The organism is Neobacillus sp. OS1-32 (assembly GCF_030915425.1).
Classification (GTDB): Bacteria; Bacillota; Bacilli; order Bacillales; family Cytobacillaceae; genus Neobacillus; species Neobacillus paridis.
Genome location: NZ_CP133263.1, coordinates 1681170 through 1697657 on the forward strand (window position 1 = coordinate 1681170; position 16488 = coordinate 1697657).

Here is a 16488-nt window from a genome sequence, read left to right on the forward strand (position 1 = left end):
AATCTCAATAATACAGAAAGCTATTTTAAACCTTTTTGTAAACAAAAAAGGCTGACATTTAAGGATTCCCCTTATCGTCAGGCCTTTGTTTCGGTCCTTTATTAGTTTCATTGCAATTATTGTTCGGCAGGTGTTTCCGCTTTTTTAGCAATCCGGTAAGTCAATATGCCGCTGTTTATTTCCTCCAGTGCCTTGCCCACATGTTTATAAGAAACATACTTGGGTAATCTTTCATTCTTTTCAAGCTGCATTTGGCGGGCACGCTTGGCAGCTACTGAAACCAGTGAATATTTTGAATCAATTTTCTCTAATAAAGAATCTATCGATGGATATAACATCTTAATCAACCTCCAGCAATTTTTTGTAGATATGTTCAACTCGTTCCCTGCGGCAATGCTCTGCTACAACAATCGATTTGATCCGTTCACAAGCAAGTGTAACCTCATCGTTGACAACAACATAATCGTACAATTCCATCATTTCGATTTCTTCTCGTGCCGTCAGCATCCGATTGTGAATGATATCTTCTGTCTCAGTCCCTCTTGTCACAATTCGCTTCTTTAATTCGGAAAGACTTGGGGGCATTAAAAAAATGAACAAGCCTTCGGGGAATTTTTCACGGACTTGGCGGGCACCCTTAACCTCAATTTCTAAGAAGACATCTTTTCCTTGATTCAATGTTTGCTGAACGTAATCAACAGGAGTCCCGTAGTAGTTCCCGACAAATTCGGCATATTCCAATAGTTTATCATTTTTAATTAAATTCTCAAATTCTTCTCTAGTTTTGAAAAAATAATCAACCCCATCCACTTCACCCTCACGAGGTTTGCGGGTAGTAACAGAAATTGAGTATTCAAAAGCGGTATCAGGCTGCGAAAAGATTTCCTTCCGCACCGTCCCTTTTCCCACACCAGATGGTCCAGAAAGTACTATGAGTAATCCTTTTTCCTGCATTTCATAAATCCTACCCTTCCTCGATAGTCTCATCACGGTCCAATAAGCGGTGGGCAACCGTTTCCGGCTGGACTGCGGATAAAATAACATGATCGCTGTCCATCACAATGACCGCACGAGTACGTCTGCCATATGTAGCATCAATCAATGTCCCACGGTCCCGAGCGTCCTGGACAATTCTTTTTATTGGCGCAGATTCAGGACCGACTATTGATATGATCCGATTGGCAGAAACGATATTCCCAAATCCAATATTAACTAATTTAATCCCCATGATTACCATCCAATCATCATTAATAATATTTTGGCCGCGTCAAACTTTTTGTAAACTACTACTATTCAATATTTTGAACTTGTTCCTTTAGTTTTTCGAGTAAACTCTTCATTTCGACTACCTTTTTAGCTATATTGGCATCATTAGCCTTCGACCCAATTGTGTTAGCCTCCCGATTCATTTCCTGCACAAGGAAATCGAGCTTCCGGCCAATGGGTTCATGAACATTCAGGGTTTGCTTAAATTGCCCGATATGACTTTTTAATCTGATGATTTCTTCATTAATATCGGCTTTTTCAGCAAAAATGGCTACCTCAGTTAAAATCCTTGACTCATCTATTTGTCCGCTAACATATTCCTGCACTCTTTTTAAAATCCGCTCTTTATAAGATTGGACAACGATCGGGGCATCCTGTTGCAGATCAGTCACAATTGTTTCTAATTGAACAATGATTGCCTCAAGATCCATTTTTAGTGTTTCTCCTTCAGCCACTCGCATTTGCTTCAGTTGGGCAATTGCCTCCCCGGCAGCACGAATCACTAATTCCGACAATTCATCGTTATCAACTTCATTTTCTTCTATATGTATTAGGTCCGAACGGTTTAATAAATCATGCAGAGTGATGGACCCCTCCATCCCATATTTGGTCTGGGCTTGTTTAATAAATTGGATATATTCATCAATCAACTTCCAGTCAACCTGAATTTTTCGGGAAATAATGCCTTCCCCTTCCAAGCCGATAAACACTTCAACCCTTCCACGATGAATATGCCGATTTACGATTTTTTTAATTTTGTCTTCAATTTTTAACAGTTGCCTTGGCATCCGAATATTCATTTCACAAAAACGGTGGTTCACTGATTTAATCTCCACATTTACGGAAAAGGAATCAGATGCTGCCTTCCCTCTTCCAAAACCCGTCATACTGTTTACCATATTCACGCACATCCATTCATTGAAAAGGATATTCAGAAGAAAAATCCAAAAGGTAATAGAATGGATTCTATTACCTTTTGGATTATAACATACTTTATTTTGTTTTTCTTAATAAAAATGAACCCGCTAATAAAAAAGTTGGAATCGAGGATAAGCCAAGAATTAACAACCAATCGTCTGCCTCAATCGGCAGTGTATGAAATACCGGCTGCAACGGTGGATAATAAATGACCACCAACATTAAAACCAGAGAGGAGATGACGGCCCAAACCAGATATTGATTGCCAAATGGATTCCGTGACAAAATGGAAATTTCGCTGCGGCAATCAAAAACATGGATCAGTTGGGCCATAACAAGTGTGGCGAAAGCAACCGTTTGAGCGTATTCCAATTGCTCCGGATCATCGTGGTAAACAACCATAAATGCTATTAAAGTGACGATTCCAATCAAAAATCCCCGCGAAACCACTTTCCAGCCGAGTCCACGTGAAAAGACACCTTCATTAGGGCTTCTGGGAGCCCGCTTCATCACGTTCTCTTCCGGTTTATCGAGTCCAAGTGCCATCGCCGGCAGCCCATCTGTAACAAGATTGACCCAAAGAATTTGAATCGGCACCAATGGCAGCGGCAAGGCTAAGATCATCGCAAATAACATCACCATTATTTCACCAACATTGGAAGCAAGCAAATATCGGACAAACTTACGGATATTTTCGTAAATGTTTCTGCCTTCTTTAATCGCCGCTTTAATGGTGGCAAAATTATCATCCATTAATACGAGTGAGGAAGCCTCTTTGGCCACATCCGTGCCGGTGATCCCCATAGCAACACCAATATCAGCTGCTTTAATTGCCGGAGCATCATTCACCCCGTCCCCCGTCATCGCCACGATATGACCGCGATTTTGCAGAGCCTTAACAATTTTTAATTTATGCTCGGGTGATACCCGCGCAAACACAGATACATCTTCAACAACTGCTTCCAATTCTTCAACGGTCATTTGAGATAAGCCGTTTCCATCTAGCACTTTGCTTTTTTCTGTTAATATTCCCAGTTGAGCGGCAATTGCTTTAGCGGTAATGACATGGTCACCGGTAATCATAACCGTTTTAATGCCTGCCTCTTTACATTCTCTTACAGCATCTTTTACTTCTGGGCGAGGCGGGTCGATCATTCCTTGGATTCCGATTAAAGTGAGCGCCTTTTCCGCTTCTTGTTCACTTAAAATAATCGTATTAGCGGGAATGGATTTAAACGCTATGGCAATCGTTCTAAGAGCATTAGATGCGAGATGATTAATTGCATCCTGAACTTTGCCTTGCTTCTCCTGATTTAAAAATTGCGATCTCCCCTCCCAAAGAATCGATTCACAATTTCCCAAGATGACATCCGGAGCACCCTTTGTAATAATGAAGTTACGTCCTTGCCTGTCCTTTACATGAACGCTCATCATCTTTCGGGAAGAATCGAACGGGAACTCCTTGATAATGGTGAACTCCTCCAATAGTTTTGGTCGGGTAAAACCAGCTTTCATCGCACTGACCAGTAATGCTCCTTCAGTCGGGTCACCATCAGAGATGAAATTGTTCCTCCTCTTGGTAGATATCAGAATGATTACACAGCATTCCAAAAATTAGCATTTGTTGTAATGCTTTTTCCTCTTTAGGATTGACTTTTTGTTTATTACGATAAAAATTTCCGATCGGCTGATACCCAATCCCATCAACCGTCCAAGTATTTCCACCACTCCATAAATGGGTAACGGTCATTTTATTTTGGGTCATCGTTCCTGTCTTATCAGAACAAATGACCGATGCACAACCTAATGTTTCAACCGCCGGTAGTTTACGAACGATCGCTTTTTGTCGGATCATTTTTTGGACGCCAAGCGAAAGTGCTACCGTGACAATCGCTGGCAGTCCTTCAGGTATAGCTGCCACTGCCAACGATACACCAGCTAAAAACATCGTATAAATATCGTGGCCGCGCAGCACTCCGATGACAACAACAAGAATAGTGAGAAATAAGGCGACCGCTATTAAAATCTTGCCTAATTGTTCCAACCGGCGTTGCAGCGGGGTCTCCTGTGACTCTGCCTCTTGCAGAAGACCGGCAATTTGTCCCATCGCCGATTTCATTCCCGTTGCCATGACAACACCGATACCGCTTCCTCTTGTCACCATCGTACCCATGAAGGCGATATTTTCCATATCACCAATACCGAGATTCGGATTCGCTAAACAATCGGTATGTTTTGCTACCGGCACGGATTCACCTGTCAATGCTGATTCTTCAATTTCCAAACTATTCGCTTCAATGATGCGGACATCGGCACCAATCCGATCCCCACTGGCAAATTTCAAGATGTCACCAATGACAATTTCTTTCGAAGGCACTTTAATCCAATGCCCATCCCTGAGCACAGATACCTGTGGTGCCGATAATTCTTTCAACGCCTGAAGCGATTTTTCCGCCCGCCTTTCCTGATAAAAGCCGAGAATGCCGTTTAAAATCACGATCGCAATAATGGCAATCGCATCGATATATTCCCCCAGCAGGCCGGAAATTAAAGTTGCCGCAAGCAAAACCAAGACCATAAAATCTTTAAATTGGCTGAAGAATAGCAGTAAAGCAGATTGTTTTTCCCCTTCCGCCAACTCATTAAATCCGTAACGTTCAATCCTCATCTTGACTTCTTCTTCTGTTAATCCTGTTGAAAAGTCGGTTTCTAAGACTTTTTCTACTTGTTTGATCTCCATCTCATGGAACTTCATCCGACCATCTCACTTCCCCCTTGTATCGACTCTAGGATAATCCCTTGCTTGCCATCCTTATCCCTATAGACTGACCTCTAAAGACAGCTTATTCAGGGTCGTCCAAAAAAATGCTATATCTTAAGCATGGCGGAGTAAAATAAGACAGATTTTAAAAAAGTAGGATATAATGATGTCATGAAAGCTAATAGAAAAGGATGTTTTTGATGTCATTCGATGGTTTATTTACAAAAGCAATGGTTGAGGAGCTTTCCCGGCTGCTTAAGGGCGGCCGAATAAGCAAGATTCATCAGCCCTATAAAAATGAAGTAATCATTACAATCCGTGCCGGCGGAGTGAACCATAAATTATTGCTCTCGGCCCATCCCAGCTATGCAAGAGCACAGTTAACGACAGAAGTCTATGCAAATCCCAGTGAACCGCCGATGTTCTGCATGCTATTAAGAAAGCATATTGAAGGTCATATTTTAGAAAATTTGTATCAGATTGATAATGATCGAATTATCATTTTTGAAATAAAAGGCCGTAACGAAATTGGGGATATCACTTGCAAGCAGCTCATTATCGAAATAATGGGAAGACACTCCAATATTGTATTAGTAGATAAGGTGCGAAATCTCATTTTAGACAGTATTAAACATATCTCTTTTGCAGTAAACAGCCATCGGGCGATTTTACCAGGTCAGCCCTATATCTGCCCGCCGGCACAGGATAAACAAAATCCCTTTTTCGCAAGTGAGGAAGATGTCGTCAGAAAGCTAGATTTTAATGCTGGGAAACTGGATAAGCAGTTAGTCGAACACTTCGCTGGCATTTCTCCACTGTTTGCCAAAGAGGTACTAGTTTCAGCCGGACTGGCAAATCATACGACGGTACCGGCCGCTTTTACTCGGTTAATTGCTAGGATAGAAGAAGATAAACTTTCCCCGGCAATCATGACCACTTCTGACAAAGAAATCTTTTATTTGTTTCCGCTTGAACATGTAAAAGGAGAAGTAAAACTATTTTCTTCATTAAGTGAAATGCTTGACCGCTTCTATTTTGGTAAAGCCGAACGAGACCGGGTCAAGCAGCAAGGCCATGATATTGAAAGACTCATGATGAATGAGAAGGAAAAAAACGAAAAGAAAATTGAAAAGCTTGAGGCCACATTAAAAGAAGCCGAGGAAGCTGAGCAATTTCAACGTTATGGAGAGCTTTTGACGGCCAATCTGTATGCCGTCAAAAAAGGCATGAAAGAAATCGAGGTTCTCGATTATTATGATGAATCAGGCCGTACTGTTATCATTCCGCTTGACCCTCGAAAAACGCCGGCTGAAAATGCCCAAAAATATTTTTCAAAATACCAGAAGGCAAAAAATGCTATTTCTATCGTTAGTGAACAAATTGCACATGCCAAAGAAGAAGTGCTGTATTTTGACAGTTTACTGCAACAGGTCTCATCGGCTTCGCCTAAGGATTTACAAGAGATTCGTGAGGAGTTGATTGAAGGTGGTTATCTCCGCGAACGGCATAAACGCAACAATAGAAATAAGCAACCTACCAAGCCAGTACTTGATCAATTTCAATCATTTGATCATACCGATATCCTTGTTGGGAAAAATAATAAACAAAATGATTATTTAACGCACAAGCTGGCAGCAAGAGATGAAATCTGGCTGCATACGAAGGATATTCCTGGTTCACATGTGGTGATTCGCAGCAAACAGCCTTCTGATCAAACTATAAAAGAAGCAGCGATGCTGGCTGCTTATTTTAGCAAGGCGAGAAATTCCAGCTCCGTTCCAGTCGATTATACAAAGGTCAGACATGTGAAGAAACCGAATGGGGCGAAACCGGGGTTTGTTGTTTATGAGCAGCAGCAGACCGTTTATGTCACCCCGGATGAAGAATTAGTTCTGAAATTAAAGAAAAGCCCCTAATTTTTTTGGGGCTTTTTCCTTATTCATAGTGTTTACTCCACTCTTCCGGATCCTTGCTCCAGGACATAAGGCCTTCTTGATCATTGTCACTAATATAGCCTTTTTCTATGGCAACTTGAACCAAGGTAGAGAAATCAGTTAGCGATTGGCTGGCTATGTTTTCTTGGGCAAAGGCTTGTTTTCCTTTTTCCAGTTCATAGGTGAAAATTGAAACCGCTCCAAGGACTTCACAGCCTGCTTCCCTTAAAGCTTGAACAGCGGTAATGACACTGCCGCCGGTGGAAATTAAATCTTCGACAACGACAACTTTCTGACCAGGTACGACCTTTCCTTCAATTTGATTACCTTTCCCATGACCTTTGGCTTTTGAACGAACATAGCACATCGGCAGATTCATCAGTTCACTTACCCATGCGGCATGAGGAATCCCTGCCGTAGCAGTGCCAGCAATCATTTCTACGTCTGAATACCGTTCCTCGATTAGTGTTTTTAAACCTTTGGCAATCTCTCTTCTCACTTCAGGATATGATAATGTTAGGCGGTTATCACAGTAAATTGGCGAGCGGAGCCCTGATGTCCAGGTAAATGGTTCATTTGGTTTTAACGTTACAGCTTGAATATTTAATAAACTGTCAGCAATTTTCTGTTTCATTGTTTAACACCCTTCCATACTTCCATCCACTGTTTAAAGCTAGCAAGCGGATCTGCCGCTCTCGTAATTGAACGACCGACGACAATCGCACTAACCCCGGATTCCCTGGCAAACTCTGGTGTCGCTATTCGCTTTTGATCCTGAACTTGATCTGTTTGCATGCGGATTCCTGGGCAAACGGTTAAAAAGGAGGGTCCCAAATTTTGGCGAATTAGTCCTGCCTCCAAAGCGGAACAAACAACGCCATCCAAACCGGCTGCTTTTGTCAGTGAAGCATAATGTAAAACGGATTCAGTTAAAGAAACAGGGATCAGCTGTTCCTGATTCATCTGCTGTTGTGATGTACTAGTTAACTGGGTTACCGCAATGCATCGCGGTCGCTTTTCTCCTGCTGCTGTCCCCGCCTCCAAGCCTTCGAGCGCGGCCTCCATCATTTCCTTCCCCCTGAAGCATGAACATTAACTACATCACATTGCAGGCGGGCCAGTCCTTTCATGGCACTTTTTACCGTATTCGGAATATCATGCAGCTTAAGATCAAGAAAAATCCGATGGCCTGCTTCTTTTAACAGTCTCACAATCGCTGGGCCTTCCTGGTAAAATAACTCCATTCCTACTTTGACAAACAGCTCTTGTCCCTTAAATGGCTGTAAAAACTGCTCTACTTCCTTTCCATCTGGAAAATCAAGCGCGATGATTAGCGAATTGTCCATCCCTTTGCCAGCTCCTTCCGATACATTCTTTGATGTGTTCATAGCCTAATCGCTCTAAGACATCCGGTAAATCATCAATAATCGCTGGGCAGACCAATGGGTCAACAAGATTGGCGGTACCAACCGCTACGGCACTGGCACCAGCATATAAGAATTCAATTACATCTTCTGCCGATTGAACACCTCCCATACCGATGATCGGAAGCGAGACCGCTTGACTGACTTCATAAATCATGCGGATGGCAATCGGCTTAATCGCCGGACCGGATAGTCCACCGGTAAGATTGGCTAAAATCGGCTTACCTGTCTTTATATCCAGCCGCATCCCAACAAGTGTATTAATCATCGTAATCCCGTCAGCACCACCAGCTTCAACCGCCTGCGCCATTTCCACGATATTGCTGACGTTAGGGGAAAGCTTTACATATACCGGAACAGCGGATACCTCTTTCACTTTACGGGTCAATTGTTTGGCCACCTCAGGAATTGTTCCAAAGGCGATTCCGCCGGTTTTGACATTCGGACAGGAGATATTTAATTCAAGCGCCTTAACATTGGCGGCTTGGGAAATTTTCCTAGCCACCGCAACATAATCCTCTTCCACGGAACCAGCAACATTGGCGATAATTGGGACATCGAATTGTGACAGCCACGGCAATTCCTCTGCTATTACTTTTTCTAACCCCGGATTTTGTAATCCGATAGCATTAAGCATTCCTGCCGCTGTTTCGGCAACTCTTGGTGTTGGATTTCCAAACCGCGGTTCCAAGGTGGTGGCCTTGATCATGATCGCCCCAAGCTTACTTAAATCGTAAAACTGACTAAACTCGCGGCCAAACCCAAAGCAGCCTGATGCCGGCATGATTGGATTTTTCAACCGCAGCCCTGGCAACTCAACATTCAAGCGATTCATAATACGACCTCCCCGGCGCGAAATACGGGTCCATCACTACAAACCTTTTTATAGGAGGTATCCGCCGCGTCTCCGCTTTGGCAGACACAAGCAAAACAAGCACCGACACCACAGGCCATTCGTTCCTCCAATGACAAAAAGACTCTTTTGTCGGGAAAACCTTGTTCAATTGCCCTTAACATTGGCGTTGGCCCGCATGTGTACAAACAGTCAAAGCTCACCTCTTTAATAACATCGGTCACGAAGCCTTTTCTTCCGTACGTACCGTCGGCCGTGGTAATGAACGTCAAACCATTTTTCGAGAACTCTTTTTCATAAAATACCGCTGACTTTGTTTGAAAGCCAAGAATGTGGATCACATTCACCCCTTTGGCAACCAATTGCTTAGAAAGTTCGTACAAAGGCGGAACACCGATGCCGCCGCCAACGAGCAGCGCCGTTTCACCAACACTTACTTCTTCAATTGGAAAACCATTTCCCAATGGACCAAGGATATCAAGTTCCATTCCCGGTTCCAATTGTACCATTAAGGAGGTGCCACGTCCCTCCTTGCGGTAAATCAATGTCATTTGCTCCGTTTGCTGATTGTAAGCTGATATGCTGATTGGTCTGCGCAACAGCGGGTCAATTCCATTGGTAACGCGAACATGGACAAATTGTCCCGGTGCCCTTATGTCATCAACTAATGTTGCTTTCACCCTTAACTCATAAATATTGGCGGCGATTTCCTTCTGGCTGAGAATTTTGCATAACTCTTTTCTAATCAAGAAAAAACTGCCTCCTTTTTGTCTGCTTTCAGCGCTTCCGTTAGAAAATTCATCGATTCAATCACCTTCAGGATCGCCTCGGCGGTATCTAACGAGGTTAAGCATGGGACACCATTTTCCACGGCTTCCCGGCGGATTCTAAACCCGTCCCGTTCCGGCTGCTTTCCTTTTGTTAATGTATTGATGATAAAATGAGCTTCTCCATTATGAATAACATCTATCAAAGTCTTTCCCTCAGAACCAATTTTTTCAACACTCTTTACCGGAAGACCTGCTGCTTGCAAAAATGCTGCTGTGCCTTTTGTCGCCATTAGACGATAACCGTTGGCGGCGAATCTGGCAGCCAGCTTTAAAGCTTCTTCCTTATCCTTATCGGCAATCGTAAACAAAACCGTCCCGTGCTTTTGGATATTCATGCCGGAGGCGACTAAGCCCTTATAAAGGGCCTTCTCAAGTATCAAATCTTTGCCCATTACTTCACCAGTTGACTTCATTTCCGGTCCCAGAGTAATATCGACACTTTTCAGCTTGGCAAACGAGAACACTGGAACCTTCACATAAACTCCTGGTTTTTCGTCAACAAGTCCTTTTTTGTAGCCTTGCTTTTCAATTGGTACGCCAAGAATGGCTTTGGTGGCAATTTTCGCCATCGGCACATTCGTTATTTTACTTAAAAAAGGTACCGTTCGGCTTGAACGAGGATTGACCTCCAATACAAAAATTCGTCCCTCTGATAAAACGTATTGAATATTTAACAGTCCCACAATGTTTAACCCTTTTGCCAGTTTTTCAGTGTAGTCAACCAGCGTTTGTTTCGTCTTATCAGACAGAGTTTGCGGCGGGTAAACAGCGATGGAATCACCCGAATGGACTCCTGCCCGCTCGATATGCTCCATAATTCCCGGGATCAAGACATTTGTTCCGTCACAAATGGCATCCACTTCAATTTCCTTACCAATTAAATAATGGTCAATTAACACTGGATGCTCGGGGTTAATTTTTACGGCATTTTCCATATATTGTAGCAGTTCTTCTTCATGGTAAACAATTTCCATCGCCCGGCCGCCGAGTACATATGAAGGCCGAACAAGGACCGGATAGCCAATCTCTTGAGCGATTACCAGTGCTTCTTCCACCGATAAGGCCGTTCTCCCATTTGGCTGGGGAATGTTTAATTCCTCCAGTGCCTGTTCAAATTTATCCCGATTCTCGGCCCGGTCTAAATCTTCCAGACTTGTTCCGAGAATTTTCACGCCATGCTCCGCCAATTTCGCAGCAAGATTAATTGCCGTTTGGCCACCGAATTGAACGACGACACCTAGCGGTTGTTCTAAATCGATAATGTGCATCACATCTTCGATTGTTAGCGGTTCGAAATAAAGCTTGTCAGAAATACTGAAGTCTGTCGAAACGGTTTCCGGGTTATTATTAATAATGATCGCTTCATAGCCCGCTTCTTTAATGGCTTTAACGGAATGAACCGTGGCATAGTCAAACTCGATGCCCTGGCCAATACGGATTGGTCCTGAGCCAAGGACAATGACACTTTCCTTGCTGGTCACAATCGATTCATTTTCTTCTTCATAAGTTCCGTAGTAATAAGGCGTTTCCGACTCAAATTCAGCAGCGCATGTATCAACCATTTTGTAAACGGGGACAATTCCAGTTTGCTTCCGAAATTGGTAGATTTCTGATTCTGAACTTGCCCATAGTTGTGCAATTTTTTTATCGGTAAACCCTTTTCGCTTGGCAGCGGTCAGGATTTCAGGATCGAATGGATTTTTCGCAAGCTGTTTTTCTAGCGCAATAATCCCCTGCATCTTATTTAAATAAAATTTATCAATTTTACTCCATTGATGAATCGTTTCAATTGTGATTCCCCGTTTTAAGGCCTCGGCAAGATAAAAGAGGCGTTCATCACCTGCTTTTCTGATCCGCTTCTCAAGCAGCTCGTCATCAATCGCCTCGGCTTCATTTAATTCGAAATGATAGACACCCGCTTCAAGCGAACGGATCGCTTTTAACAGGGACTCTTCAAACGTCCGGCCGATTGCCATCACTTCGCCGGTTGCCTTCATTTGCGTCCCAAGCGAGCGGTTCCCCGATTCGAATTTGTCAAACGGCCACTTTGGAATCTTCGTTACGACATAGTCGAGAGCCGGTTCAAAACTGGCATATGTCTTTCCGGTAACAGGATTAAGCATCTCATCAAGAGTCAGACCGATAGCGATTTTCGCAGCCAGCTTGGCAATCGGATATCCTGTAGCCTTTGAAGCCAAGGCAGAAGAACGGCTTACCCGGGGATTCACTTCAATAATGTAGTAGTTGAAGCTGTATGGATCCAGTGCCAATTGGACATTACAACCGCCTTCGATACCTAATGCGCGGATGATTTTAAGGGAAACATTCCTTAATAACTGGTACTCCCGATCGCTTAATGTTTGACTGGGAGCAACAACAATGGAGTCGCCGGTATGTACACCGACCGGGTCAATATTTTCCATATTACAAACAACAATGGCATTATCATTGGAGTCGCGCATTACTTCATATTCAATTTCCTTATATCCGGCGATACTTTTTTCAAGCAAGCATTGATGGACAGGACTGCTTTTCAACCCGCTTGTGACAATTTCTTCAAGCTCCTTATCATTGGCGCAAATCCCTCCTCCCGTGCCGCCAAGTGTATAGGCTGGACGAACGATAACCGGGTAGCCAATGGCTGCAACGAATGCTTTTGCTTCTGTTAAATCATGAACGATGGCGCTGTCGGGAACCGGTTCCTGTAAATCATTCATTAGGCTGCGAAACAGTTCACGATCCTCGGCTTGTTGAATTGCCGTCAGTTTCGTTCCGAGGATTTCCACACCGCATTCTTCAAGGATCCCGGAATTTGCCAAGTCAACCGTTAAATTAAGGCCAGTTTGTCCCCCAAGTGTTCCTAAAATGGCATCCGGTCTTTCTTTGCGAATGATGCTGCTGACAAACTCAAGCGTTAACGGCTCAATATAGACGGCATCGGCAATCTCGGTATCGGTCATGATAGTCGCTGGATTAGAGTTTACGAGAATCACCCGATAGCCTTCTTCTTTAAGGGCTAAGCAGGCTTGGGTGCCGGCATAGTCAAATTCCGCCGCCTGACCTATAACAATCGGCCCCGAACCGATTACCAGGATGGAGTTTAGATCTGTGCGTTTAGGCATGGCTTACAACCTCCCGTTTATTTACGTCCATCAGTTCAAGAAACTGGTCGAATAAATTGTTCGCATCTTCCGGCCCAGGGGATGCCTCGGGATGATACTGAACGGTAAAAGCCGGATAGTCCAGATGCCTTAACCCCTCAACCGTACCGTCATTCAAGGCAATATGGGTGACAACTAATCTAGTATTGTGAATGGATTCCAAATCTACGGTGTAGCCATGGTTTTGTGAGGTAATCGTTATTTTGCCTGTATTCAAATCCTTTACAGGATGATTGGAACCGCGATGGCCAAATTTCATTTTAACCGTTTCGGCCCCGCAAGCGAGGGCAAATAACTGATGGCCCAGACAAATTCCGAAAAGCGGCACCCTTCCTAATACACCTTTCAGCATATCTACTGCTTCTGGAACATCTTTCGGATTACCTGGTCCATTAGACAGCATCAGTCCATCTGGACGTAACTGGAGAATTTCATCAGCCGATGTATAATAAGGAACGACTACAATGTCACAGCCGCGTTTATTTAATTCCCTCAAGATGCCATGCTTCATACCAAAATCAACGAGGACCACTCTTTTCCCGCGGCCCGGACTTGGATAGGCATTCTTCGTCGACACTTGTCTTACTTGGTCAATTGGCAGGTTTATCGTGCGCAATGTTTCGATCACTTCCTGAGGATCTTTTTCGATACTGCAGATAGCCCCCTTTAAGGTTCCATATTGACGAATAATTCTGGTTAGTTTGCGTGTGTCAATTCCGGCAATCCCGGGGATTTTTTTCATTTCAAAATATTCACCGACAGCAAATTCACTTCGCCAGTTTGACGGGAAATCAGCTGCTTCTTTGACAATAAAACCCTTTACGGCTGGATGAATCGTTTCAAAATCATCACGGTTAATCCCGTAGTTTCCGATTAACGGATAAGTAAGCGTGACTATTTGGCCGCAATAAGAAGGATCCGAGAGTATTTCCTGGTAGCCAGTCATTCCGGTGTTAAAGACGACTTCGCCAATGGTTTCATTGCTACTGCCAAATCCCTCACCAATAAAAATCGTCCCATCTTCTAAAATTAATTGTCTTTTCATACGGTTACACAACCTTTTTTCCAAACTATTTGGCCTGCTGCAATCGTCATTACTGGCCAGCCGCTGCATTTCCAACCGGCAAATGGAGTGTTTTTCCCCTTGGACAAAAACTCTGCCGGATTAATGACCTGTTCCTCGTTTAAATCAATTAAGACCAAATCTGCCGCTTCCCCGACCTCGATTTTTCCATAGGGGAGCCCAAAGCTTTGGGCTGGTTTAGCTGTTAACAGGGCAATTAATTGTTCAAGCGTTAAAATATTTTTCTTGACTAAATGGCTATACAACAGCGGGAATGCCGTCTCTAAGCCGACAATGCCAAATGGAGCCAGTTCCATGCCGGTATTTTTTTCTTCAACCGTATGCGGCGCATGGTCGGTCGCAATGAAATCGATCGTGCCATCCAATAACCCTTCGATTAAGGCTGCGCGGTCAGCTGCTGAACGCAAAGGCGGATTCATTTTGTAGTTTGGATCAAGACCCGGGATATCGTCTTCCGCTAATAATAAATGGTGCGGTGTCACTTCTGCTGTCACACGAATCCCCGCCCGTTTCGCATCTCTGACAACACGAACCGATTCCTTTGTGCTGATATGACAAACATGATAATGACAACCCGCGGCCTCCGCCAGTAAAACATCCCTGGCAATTTGCACTGATTCACAAACCGAAGGAATACCGTTAAGTCCATGCTTTTTTGAAAAATTGCCTTCATGGACACAGCCGTTATGAATCAGTGTATTTTCTTCGCAATGGGCCACAATTGCCATATTTTCCTTGGCTGCCAGCTGCATCGCTTGCAGCATCATGTCTGCCGACTGAACGCCTACGCCATCATCCGTAAAAGCGAAAGCACCGGCCTGCTTTAAGGCATGAAAATCAGTTAATTCTTTTCCAAGCTGCCTTGTTGTAATTGCGGCATATGGCAGGACACGAACTTTGCCGACTTCTTTTACCCTTTCTACAAGCCAGGCCATTTGTTCTTTAGTGTCAGGTACTGGGCGAGTATTCGGCATCGCCGCTACGGTTGTAAAACCGCCTCGGGCTGCCGCGAGTGTTCCAGTCGCTATCGTTTCCTTCTTCTCCCCGCCGGGTTCGCGCAAATGAACATGAAGGTCAATGAATCCAGGGGCCACAATGAGACCTGCCGCATCGACTTTACGATCAACGGCCACCTGTAAATTCGCTTCTATTTTGGAAATTGTTCCATCTTCTATTAAAATATCAGACTCTTTCCATTCACCGTCAGACGCTGCGTAACAAGCGTTTTTGATAAGCAGTTTCATTATGGAACCCTCCTTTAAGACTTTCAAGTGACCTTTTGATAACGGCCATTCTGACATATACACCATTTTGCATTTGCTTAAATATTCTCGACCTGCTGCATTCGACTAGGCTATCAGCAATTTCTACATTTCGATTGACCGGTGCTGGATGCATAATAATACTGCCTGACTTCATCCGTTTCTCCCGTTCAATCGTCAGTCCATAATGTTGGTGATAGTCGCTTGCACTAAAATTACCCTTTAGCGAGTGCCGTTCATGCTGAACCCGAAGAAGCATCACGACATCGGAATCCTCAATCACTTCATCGATTGGTTGATATTGTGCTAAATTAAAACTTGCATCATACCATTCCCGCGGGCCGGAGAAACATACTTCAGCCCCAAGTCTAGTCAGCACATCAGCATTCGAGCGGGCCACCCTGCTATGACGGATATCTCCGACAATGGCAATCTTCAATCCGGCAAATCGGCCAAATTCCTGATAAATCGTCATCAAGTCAAGCAGTGATTGGGTTGGATGGTGGCCGCAGCCATCTCCCCCATTGATGATCGGAATATCGACTTTTCCAACTAATTCATCAAAATAGCGGTCTTGCCCATGGCGGATAACAACTGCATGAACACCGATTGCTTCCAACGTTTTAACGGTATCATACAATGTTTCCCCTTTTTGAACACTGGAGGTTGCCACTTCAAATGGAATAACCTCTAATCCTAATTTTCGTTCCGCGACTTCAAAGCTGCTTTTGGTCCGTGTACTTGCTTCAAAGAAAAGATTTGCAGCAAAGGTTGCTTGTTCCGGTCTCCACTCCATCCCCTCGGCAAATCTTTTGGCATCTGCTAGAATTTGATAAATTTCCTCTACCTTTAACTCATTAGTGGTTAATAAATGATTTAGCATCTGACATCCCCCCGGTTTTTTGTTTTTTCTAAAAAAAACCCTGATCGATTGATCAGGGTGTAAAACCTTTTTTGAAAAAATCCGGATAAAGAACTCTCTTTATCGGAATTAC

12 protein-coding genes and 2 pseudogenes are annotated in these 16488 nt (G+C 43.7%); 1 reads left to right on the forward strand and 13 read right to left on the reverse strand.

The window, feature by feature from the left end:
* Nucleotides 1–116: 116 nt before the first annotated feature.
* From rpoZ to RCG24_RS08505, 5 genes and pseudogenes are all read right to left on the reverse strand, one after another.
* Nucleotides 117–338 (reverse strand): DNA-directed RNA polymerase subunit omega, encoded by a 222-nt coding sequence (rpoZ, locus tag RCG24_RS08485; protein ID WP_202653880.1) that lies wholly within the window; start codon nucleotides 336–338, stop codon nucleotides 117–119.
* 1 nt (nucleotide 339) lies between these two features.
* Complete coding sequence (gene gmk, locus RCG24_RS08490) at nucleotides 340–954, reverse strand: guanylate kinase (RefSeq protein WP_202653879.1); 615 nt, start codon at nucleotides 952–954, stop codon at nucleotides 340–342.
* Nucleotides 955–964: 10 nt separating this feature from the next.
* Nucleotides 965–1228 (reverse strand): extracellular matrix/biofilm regulator RemA, encoded by a 264-nt coding sequence (remA, locus tag RCG24_RS08495; protein ID WP_202653878.1) that lies wholly within the window; start codon nucleotides 1226–1228, stop codon nucleotides 965–967.
* A gap of 61 nt (nucleotides 1229–1289) precedes the next feature.
* Complete coding sequence (locus RCG24_RS08500; RefSeq protein WP_202653877.1) at nucleotides 1290–2165, reverse strand: YicC/YloC family endoribonuclease; 876 nt, start codon at nucleotides 2163–2165, stop codon at nucleotides 1290–1292.
* Between the two features lie 94 nt (nucleotides 2166–2259).
* A pseudogene (locus RCG24_RS08505) lies at nucleotides 2260–4939 on the reverse strand (calcium-translocating P-type ATPase, SERCA-type).
* 206 nt (nucleotides 4940–5145) lie between these two features.
* On the opposite strand from RCG24_RS08505, the gene RCG24_RS08510 reads away from it, so the two are divergent.
* A complete protein-coding gene (locus tag RCG24_RS08510; RefSeq protein ID WP_308078865.1) occupies nucleotides 5146–6861 on the forward strand; it encodes an Rqc2 family fibronectin-binding protein in 1716 nt (571 codons plus the stop codon).
* A gap of 19 nt (nucleotides 6862–6880) precedes the next feature.
* On the opposite strand, the gene pyrE is transcribed toward RCG24_RS08510, so the two are convergent.
* From pyrE to RCG24_RS08550, 8 genes and pseudogenes are all read right to left on the reverse strand, one after another.
* The gene (gene pyrE, locus RCG24_RS08515) at nucleotides 6881–7513 is read right to left on the reverse strand and encodes an orotate phosphoribosyltransferase (protein ID WP_308078866.1); all 633 of its coding nucleotides are present in this window, start codon (nucleotides 7511–7513) and stop codon (nucleotides 6881–6883) included.
* Nucleotides 7510–8225 (reverse strand): annotated as a pseudogene (gene pyrF, locus RCG24_RS08520) (orotidine-5'-phosphate decarboxylase). The gene pyrE and the pseudogene pyrF overlap by 4 nt, the downstream one beginning before the upstream one ends.
* Nucleotides 8197–9138: a dihydroorotate dehydrogenase gene (locus tag RCG24_RS08525; protein WP_202653872.1), complete on the reverse strand. Its 942-nt coding sequence runs from the start codon at nucleotides 9136–9138 to the stop codon at nucleotides 8197–8199. Before RCG24_RS08525 ends, pyrF begins: the two are co-directional and overlap by 29 nt.
* A complete protein-coding gene (locus RCG24_RS08530; protein WP_202653871.1) occupies nucleotides 9135–9905 on the reverse strand; it encodes a dihydroorotate dehydrogenase electron transfer subunit in 771 nt (256 codons plus the stop codon). Before RCG24_RS08530 ends, RCG24_RS08525 begins: the two co-directional genes overlap by 4 nt.
* Nucleotides 9902–13108: a carbamoyl-phosphate synthase large subunit gene (gene carB, locus RCG24_RS08535; RefSeq protein WP_308078867.1), complete on the reverse strand. Its 3207-nt coding sequence runs from the start codon at nucleotides 13106–13108 to the stop codon at nucleotides 9902–9904. The genes RCG24_RS08530 and carB overlap by 4 nt, the downstream gene beginning before the upstream one ends.
* Nucleotides 13101–14192 carry a carbamoyl phosphate synthase small subunit gene (locus tag RCG24_RS08540; RefSeq protein WP_308078868.1) on the reverse strand — a complete coding sequence of 364 codons (1092 nt, stop codon included), beginning with the start codon at nucleotides 14190–14192 and terminating at the stop codon, nucleotides 13101–13103. Before RCG24_RS08540 ends, carB begins: the two co-directional genes overlap by 8 nt.
* Nucleotides 14189–15475, reverse strand: coding sequence for a dihydroorotase (locus tag RCG24_RS08545; protein ID WP_308078869.1), 1287 nt, complete (start codon nucleotides 15473–15475; stop codon nucleotides 14189–14191). Before RCG24_RS08545 ends, RCG24_RS08540 begins: the two co-directional genes overlap by 4 nt.
* Nucleotides 15435–16376 (reverse strand): aspartate carbamoyltransferase catalytic subunit, encoded by a 942-nt coding sequence (locus RCG24_RS08550; RefSeq protein WP_202653867.1) that lies wholly within the window; start codon nucleotides 16374–16376, stop codon nucleotides 15435–15437. The genes RCG24_RS08545 and RCG24_RS08550 overlap by 41 nt, the downstream gene beginning before the upstream one ends.
* Nucleotides 16377–16488: the final 112 nt, after the last annotated feature.

Bases quoted from the DNA above. Each gene is read 5' to 3' on its own strand.
- rpoZ (WP_202653880.1), bottom strand. From the start codon at position 338: ATGTTATATCCATCGATAGATTCTTTATTAGAGAAAATTGATTCAAAA.
- gmk (WP_202653879.1), bottom strand. From the start codon at position 954: ATGCAGGAAAAAGGATTACTCATAGTACTTTCTGGACCATCTGGTGTG.
- remA (WP_202653878.1), bottom strand. From the start codon at position 1,228: ATGGGGATTAAATTAGTTAATATTGGATTTGGGAATATCGTTTCTGCC.
- RCG24_RS08500 (WP_202653877.1), bottom strand. From the start codon at position 2,165: ATGGTAAACAGTATGACGGGTTTTGGAAGAGGGAAGGCAGCATCTGAT.
- RCG24_RS08510 (WP_308078865.1), top strand. From the start codon at position 5,146: ATGTCATTCGATGGTTTATTTACAAAAGCAATGGTTGAGGAGCTTTCC.
- pyrE (WP_308078866.1), bottom strand. From the start codon at position 7,513: ATGAAACAGAAAATTGCTGACAGTTTATTAAATATTCAAGCTGTAACG.
- RCG24_RS08525 (WP_202653872.1), bottom strand. From the start codon at position 9,138: ATGAATCGCTTGAATGTTGAGTTGCCAGGGCTGCGGTTGAAAAATCCA.
- carB (WP_308078867.1), bottom strand. From the start codon at position 13,108: ATGCCTAAACGCACAGATCTAAACTCCATCCTGGTAATCGGTTCGGGG.
- RCG24_RS08540 (WP_308078868.1), bottom strand. From the start codon at position 14,192: ATGAAAAGACAATTAATTTTAGAAGATGGGACGATTTTTATTGGTGAG.
- RCG24_RS08545 (WP_308078869.1), bottom strand. From the start codon at position 15,475: ATGAAACTGCTTATCAAAAACGCTTGTTACGCAGCGTCTGACGGTGAA.
- RCG24_RS08550 (WP_202653867.1), bottom strand. From the start codon at position 16,376: ATGCTAAATCATTTATTAACCACTAATGAGTTAAAGGTAGAGGAAATT.